Here is a 7,500-nt window from a genome sequence, read left to right as displayed (position 1 = left end):
GAACTAGGCAAATTGACCCCGTAACTTCGGGAGAAGGGGTGCCTGAGAAATCAGGCCGCAGAGAATAGGCACAAGCAACTGTTTAACAAAAACACAGGTCTCTGCTAAAGCGAAAGCTGATGTATAGGGGCTGACGCCTGCCCGGTGCTGGAAGGTTAAGGGGAACACTTAGTGGTAACGCGAAGGTGTGAACTTAAGCCCCAGTAAACGGCGGCCGTAACTATAACGGTCCTAAGGTAGCGAAATTCCTTGTCAGGTAAGTTCTGACCCGCACGAATGGCGTAATGACTTGTGCACTGTCTCAACTGCAAATCCGGCGAAGTTGTAGTGCGAGTGAAGATGCTCGCTACCCGCGATTGGACGGAAAGACCCCGTAGAGCTTTACTGTAGCTTAGCATTGAATTTCGGTATTGTCTGTACAGGATAGGTGGGAGACTGGGAAACTAGGGCGTCAGCCTTGGTGGAGTCGTTGTTGGGATACCACCCTGATAGTATTGAAGTTCTAACTGGATGCCATGAAACTGGTGACAGGACATTGTTAGGTGGGCAGTTTGACTGGGGCGGTCGCCTCCTAAAATGTAACGGAGGCGCCCAAAGGTTCCCTCAGAACGGTCGGAAATCGTTCGAAGAGTGTAAAGGCAGAAGGGAGCCTGACTGCGACACCTACAAGTGGAGCAGGGACGAAAGTCGGGCTTAGTGATCCGGTGGTACCTCGTGGGAGGGCCATCGCTCAACGGATAAAAGCTACCTCGGGGATAACAGGCTGATCTCCCCCAAGAGTTCACATCGACGGGGAGGTTTGGCACCTCGATGTCGGCTCGTCGCATCCTGGGGCTGAAGTAGGTCCCAAGGGTTGGGCTGTTCGCCCATTAAAGCGGCACGCGAGCTGGGTTCAGAACGTCGTGAGACAGTTCGGTCCCTATCCGTCGCGGGCGTAGGAAATTTGAGAGGAGCTGTCCTTAGTACGAGAGGACCGGGATGGACTGACCTATGGTGTACCAGTTGTTTCGCCAGAAGCATAGCTGGGTAGCTAAGTCGGGAAGGGATAAACGCTGAAAGCATCTAAGTGTGAAGCCCACCTCAAGATGAGATTTCCCATAGCATAAGCTAGTAAGACCCCTTGAAGACTACAAGGTTGATAGGTCAGAGGTGTAAGTATGGTAACATATTTAGCTGACTGATACTAATAGGTCGAGGGCTTGACCAATATAGTCAAGTTGTAAATACATTAAAAAAACTATGTGCAATTTTGAAAGAACAAGGTTTTTTCAAATTGAAGATCTCGTGATGATGGCATAGAGGTAACACTCCTTCCCATTCCGAACAGGAAAGTTAAGGTCTATAGCGCCGATGGTACTGCATGGGAGACTGTGTGGCAGAGTAGGACGTTGCGAGGTAAGATTTGCGTGATTAGCTCAGTTGGTAGAGCACCTGACTCTTAATCAGGGTGTCCAGGGTTCGAATCCCTGATGACGCACCATAACAAAGGTTGTTAATTTTATTAACAACCTTTTTTGTTTTAAAATAAATTATTAAAGAAGTAATTTATTTTCAGTATTATAAACATTTAGGAATAAAAGATTGGATTAATTTATTAATTAGATAAATTTTGAATACGAAGACTGATTTTATATTCTTAGAAGAGAGTTAAGATAGTGTATAATATAATCCATAATATTTAATCGTGCATATATAAGTAATTATAAGTGAATAAATGAGTGTAAAATAATAATAATATGAGTAAGAATAAGTTTCTTAAAAGGAGTTAAATATGAGTTTAAAAAAAAGTAAAGTGGCTATTATAGGAACAGGATTAGTAGGGTCTAGTACAGCCTTTAGTCTGATGACTCAAGGGGTATGTGATGAGATATTAATGATTGATATAAATGAAGAAAAGGCTCTAGGGGAAGTAATGGATTTAAACCATTGTATTGAATATTTGAATAGAAATATAAGAATTGTCAGGGGAACTATGAGCAATGCGGGGATGTAGATATTGTGGTAATAACAGCTGGTGCACCGCCTAAGCAAGGGCAAACTAGATTAGATACACTAGAATTATCAGCTAAAATAGTAGAATCCATTGTAAGGCCAATAATGAAGAGTGGATTTAAAGGACACTTTATTGTTATTTCCAATCCGGTTGATATGATAGCATATCATGTTTATAAGATATCTGGGTTACCAAAGAGTCATATTATAGGAACTGGTACTTCAGTTGATTCAGCAAGACTAAAAAATTTCATTGGAGAACTATTAAATGTTGATCCGCGTAGTGTGCAAGGATATTCTATGGGAGAACACGGAGATTCACAGATGGTCCCATGGTCTCATGTTACAGTTGGAGGAAAGTCATTCTACGAGATATTAAAAGACAATAAAGATAGAGTAGGAGAAGTTGACTTAGATAAACTAGTACTGGAAACAGCGAGAGCAGGTTGGGAAGTGTACAATAGAAAAGGAACAACGTATTATGGTATAGCAACAGCAGCTGTAGGAGTCATAAAAGCGATAATAAATGATGAAAACAAGATAATGCCAGTATCTACATTATTAGATGGCGAGTATGGAGAAAAAGATGTTTTTTGTGGAGTACCTGCTGTTTTAAATGCTGATGGGGTTAAAGAGGTAGTGGAAATTCATATGACAAAAGAAGAGTTGAGCAAGTTTAAAAGATCTATAGAGTTAATAAAAGAATATACCGAAAAAATAAAATAAGTTTTATTTCTGAATAAGTGTTGACATAATAGATAATACTATGTATAATAATATCTTGTTGAGACAAGTTTTCGACAAGATATTATAAAATAGTTATATAAAGATTATTTCATAAATTTGAAGTAATAGATGAAGATTATATCAACTATTAATTAAAATCTCGTGATGATGGCATAGAGGTAACACTCCTTCCCATTCCGAACAGGAAAGTTAAGGTCTATAGCGCCGATGGTACTGCATGGGAGACTGTGTGGCAGAGTAGGACGTTGCGAGGTAAGATGGTTCACTAGCTCAGTCGGTAGAGCACATGACTTTTAATCATGGTGTCCCGGGTTCGATTCCCGGGTGAGCCACCAATTACTTTATTAAAAGTAATCTTATTGAAAAACTTGCTTAGTATTTATATAAATAAAAGAGTTTTACTGAAAGTAAAACTCTTTTTTTATTTACCTTTATAAATTTTGAAACATATCATATTACAAATTTATAAAATGAATAACATTAAATAAGTATTCATAGGTTTTACTAATCTAATAGATAACTGTTTAGAAGGATTTGAACTTATGCGAGATATCCTTTTTTATAAATAAGAAAAACTTTCTTAATGATTGAATATCTTCCTTAACTGATGTATCTTCATTAGATGCAAGGTATCCATTGTTAAACATAGTAAGGGCAAAGAATAATATTCCTATATTAATATATAAGTCTTTTATATCAGCAATGAATAAATTACTTATTCCTATAAAATCTAAACTACCACCATAAAAAATCTTGTCAATCAGCGAACATGTAGCACCACAGCATACAAAAATAAAGCACATATCGGCCCAGAAATCCTTGTTTCCTTTGTATAAATAATATCTATATACTTCGATAAAAATAAATATAGCAAATATATTTATAGTTATTAAAATAGGAAAATTAACGGATGCTCCAAATCTAGCATTTAGCCAAGAACCTTCAGTATTAATTATAGGTCGAAAATATAACAAGCTAGATATTATAGGAAAATCATTATTAAACCAAAAGAGTTTTATTAATATCTTTATTCCTTGATCAAATAAAAAAAGAAAGAAAAATAGAATTACAAGTGTATTAGACTTAAATCCACATTCGTATTTAATTCCTATTATGTAGCTAAATAGACCTACTAGTGCAAATAATATAATTAGTATCATATTAAATAAAATTGTTCTAAGATCATTAATTCTTCCAGTAATAAGCTCGAATAAGACATATATAGTCCACATCAAAGGAAGAATACTTATAGTTAACACTTTTTTATTTTTCATAAGAGTACCTCCAACTGTAATTGTATTACGTTATACTAAAGTGTAACATATAGTAAAAAAAAATTCACTACTGTTAAATGAACCAAATTTAGTTTAATATAGAGATAACAGGAACACATACATAATTAATTAAAGTATTGTAAGCATTGGTCAGGGTATATATTTATAAAAAAAGAGTAAGGTATAAAAAGTATCATGAGATTATGAGAAAGAAGGTATAAATATGTTAACAATTTTAGCAGTATCAGATTCGATAGGAGAAACTGCAAACCAAGTTGCTGTTGCAGCGGCAAGTCAATTTACAGAAAAAGTAGATGTTAAAAGAATTCCATATGTAAAATCTTTAGAAGATGTTGAAGATGTAATGAATATTGCAAATGAGTGCGAGAGCGTGATAATTGTATCTACTATAATTACTGTTAATGTAAGGGAGCATTTGACACAAAAAGCAATGGAAAAAAAATATATCGGTTATGAATGTATTAGGGCCAATAATAAATGTGGCATCAACTATATTAAATACACATCCTACATACAACCCAGGTGCTATGAGGCAAACAGACGAAGTATATTTCAAGAGAATAGAAAGCCATGGAATTTGCTATGCAATATGATGATAGTAAAGATTATAGGGGATTAAAGAATGCCGATGTAGTGTTGATCGGACTTTCAAGAACTTCAAAAACACCACTTTGTATGTATTTAGCCAATAAGGGGGTAAAGGCAATAAACATTCCTTTAATGCCTGAAGTGGGAGTTCCAGATGAAATATATGAAATTGATAGAAAAAAAGTATTTGGATTAACAATAAATCCACTTAGATTAATTGAAATAAGGAAAAGAAGGTTAGATAAGTTTCATAGGATTACGTCAGACATTGAATATGCAGGAGATGCAAGAGTGTTAGAAGAACTTGATTTTGCAGATAAAATAATGAGAAAAATAGGATGTAAGACTATAGATGTTACAGAGAGAGCTATTGAAGATACTGCTTTAATTATTCTAGAGAGATAGGGTATAACAATAAATAAGCTATTAATAAGCAACTAATTTTGGAAATGATATAAGTTGATATATAAGATAAGTTAAAAAAAGCAAGTTTTGTTTACCAAAATATTTGTAAGCGAAATTTGCTTTTTTTATATCAAATGCGCTAAGGTGTTGTACTTAAACATAATGGAAATAAAGGAAAGTTAGTAAAAGCTATATGTTATATAATATAACTATTCCTAGTGTATCACTAATAGAATTAGAGAGAATTTTACGTGAATTTTAGACTATAATGAATATAAAGTCATTTAATAGGATAATTTAATATAATAAGACAATTATCATATATGTTAATATAATAAACGTCGCTGAGGTACATAAATAACTTCAATTGAACTAAGAAAAACTTTTCTGATTGAGTTCAAAAAAATTAAAAAGTTATTGACAGTATGTAAAGCAGATGATATACTAAATAAGTCGCTTGAGGGTGACATAAATTAATAGCTACAATGAGAATTGTAGGAAGAAAATTGGTCTTTGAAAATTGAACAGAATAAGATAAATACATTTAAGTAAACCAGCAATTTTTATTTGAGTAAGCTAAGATTAAACTTTTTATTGAGAGTTTGATCCTGGCTCAGGACGAACGCTGGCGGCGTGCTTAACACATGCAAGTCGAGCGATGAAGCTCCTTCGGGAGCGGATTAGCGGCGGACGGGTGAGTAACACGTGGGTAACCTGCCTCATAGAGGGGAATAGCCTTTCGAAAGGAAGATTAATACCGCATAAGATTGTAGTGCCGCATGGCATAGCAATTAAAGGAGTAATCCGCTATGAGATGGACCCGCGTCGCATTAGCTAGTTGGTGAGGTAACGGCTCACCAAGGCGACGATGCGTAGCCGACCTGAGAGGGTGATCGGCCACATTGGGACTGAGACACGGCCCAGACTCCTACGGAGGCAGCAGTGGGGAATATTGCACAATGGGGGAAACCCTGATGCAGCAACGCCGCGTGAGTGATGACGGTCTTCGGATTGTAAAGCTCTGTCTTCAGGGACGATAATGACGGTACCTGAGGAGGAAGCCACGGCTAACTACGTGCCAGCAGCCGCGGTAATACGTAGGTGGCAAGCGTTGTCCGGATTTACTGGGCGTAAAGGGAGCGTAGGTGGATATTTAAGTGGGATGTGAAATACTCGGGCTTAACCTGGGTGCTGCATTCCAAACTGGATATCTAGAGTGCAGGAGAGGAAAGTAGAATTCCTAGTGTAGCGGTGAAATGCGTAGAGATTAGGAAGAATACCAGTGGCGAAGGCGACTTTCTGGACTGTAACTGACACTGAGGCTCGAAAGCGTGGGGAGCAAACAGGATTAGATACCCTGGTAGTCCACGCCGTAAACGATGAATACTAGGTGTAGGGGTTGTCATGACCTCTGTGCCGCCGCTAACGCATTAAGTATTCCGCCTGGGGAGTACGGTCGCAAGATTAAAACTCAAAGGAATTGACGGGGGCCCGCACAAGCAGCGGAGCATGTGGTTTAATTCGAAGCAACGCGAAGAACCTTACCTAGACTTGACATCTCCTGAATTACCCTTAATCGGGGAAGCCCTTCGGGGCAGGAAGACAGGTGGTGCATGGTTGTCGTCAGCTCGTGTCGTGAGGTTGGGTTAAGTCCCGCAACGAGCGCAACCCTTATTGTTAGTTGCTACCATTTAGTTGAGCACTCTAGCGAGACTGCCCGGGTTAACCGGGAGGAAGGTGGGGATGACGTCAAATCATCATGCCCCTTATGTCTAGGGCTACACACGTGCTACAATGGCTGGTACAGAGATGCTAAACCGTGAGGTGAGCCAAACTTTAAAACCAGTCTCAGTTCGGATTGTAGGCTGAAACTCGCCTACATGAAGCTGGAGTTGCTAGTAATCGCGAATCAGAATGTCGCGGTGAATACGTTCCCGGGCCTTGTACACACCGCCCGTCACACCATGAGAGTTGGCAATACCCAAAGTTCGTGAGCTAACGCGTAAGCGAGGCAGCGACCTAAGGTAGGGTCAGCGATTGGGGTGAAGTCGTAACAAGGTAGCCGTAGGAGAACCTGCGGCTGGATCACCTCCTTTCTATGGAGAAATCTAGATCAGCATGATGTCTGACTAGTACAGATACATTATTATGTATCAAAATATAAAATACTTGCTCAAAGGTTACTTAAGTATTTGTTCTGTTCAATTTTGAAAGACTAAGTCTTTCAATGTTTTTTGAAAATTGCACATAGATTTAATGTATATAAAATACAACAAAGCCAAGAATAAATATTCTTTGTGATATGACTAATAATTAGGTCAAGCTACAAAGGGCGCATGGTGAATGCCTTGGCATCAGGAGCCGATGAAGGACGCGATAAGCTGCGATAAGCTTCGGGTAGACGCACATAGTCAGAGATCCGAAGATTTCCGAATGAGGAAACTCACATGGGAAACCCCATGTATCATAAAGT

1 protein-coding gene, 2 tRNA genes, 4 rRNA genes and 2 pseudogenes (1 of these 9 only partly in view) are annotated in these 7,500 nt (G+C 38.1%); 8 read left to right on the top strand and 1 reads right to left on the bottom strand.

Going from position 1 to position 7,500, the window contains the following annotated elements:
• The 6 genes and pseudogenes from AXY43_RS12950 to AXY43_RS12925 form a co-directional block, all read left to right on the top strand.
• A 23S ribosomal RNA gene (locus AXY43_RS12950) occupies nt 1-1,207 on the top strand (it extends 1,705 nt beyond the left edge of the window).
• A gap of 73 nt (nt 1,208-1,280) precedes the next feature.
• Nucleotides 1,281-1,397: ribosomal RNA gene (gene rrf / locus AXY43_RS12945) — 5S ribosomal RNA — on the top strand.
• Nucleotides 1,398-1,404: 7 nt separating this feature from the next.
• A tRNA-Lys gene (locus AXY43_RS12940) sits at nt 1,405-1,480 on the top strand.
• 291 nt (nt 1,481-1,771) lie between these two features.
• Nucleotides 1,772-2,718 (top strand): annotated as a pseudogene (locus AXY43_RS12935) (L-lactate dehydrogenase).
• A gap of 158 nt (nt 2,719-2,876) precedes the next feature.
• Nucleotides 2,877-2,993: ribosomal RNA gene (gene rrf, locus AXY43_RS12930) — 5S ribosomal RNA — on the top strand.
• 5 nt (nt 2,994-2,998) lie between these two features.
• Nucleotides 2,999-3,074: transfer RNA gene (locus tag AXY43_RS12925), tRNA-Lys, on the top strand.
• Nucleotides 3,075-3,263: 189 nt separating this feature from the next.
• Here the strand turns inward: AXY43_RS12925 and AXY43_RS12920 are convergent.
• On the bottom strand, nt 3,264-4,013 hold the full coding sequence (locus tag AXY43_RS12920; RefSeq protein ID WP_012061052.1) for a signal peptidase II: 750 nt from the start codon (nt 4,011-4,013) through the stop codon (nt 3,264-3,266).
• A gap of 223 nt (nt 4,014-4,236) precedes the next feature.
• Between AXY43_RS12920 and AXY43_RS12915 the strand changes: the two are divergent.
• Together AXY43_RS12915 and AXY43_RS12910 are read left to right on the top strand one after the other, a co-directional pair.
• A pseudogene (locus tag AXY43_RS12915) lies at nt 4,237-5,027 on the top strand (pyruvate, water dikinase regulatory protein).
• A 590-nt stretch (nt 5,028-5,617) separates the two neighbouring features.
• Nucleotides 5,618-7,123 (top strand): 16S ribosomal RNA (locus tag AXY43_RS12910).
• Nucleotides 7,124-7,500: the final 377 nt, after the last annotated feature.

Source organism: Clostridium sp. MF28, from assembly GCF_002969175.1.
GTDB classification, from domain to species: Bacteria; Bacillota; Clostridia; order Clostridiales; family Clostridiaceae; genus Clostridium; species Clostridium beijerinckii.
This window is presented reverse-complemented; position numbering and strand designations above follow the sequence as displayed.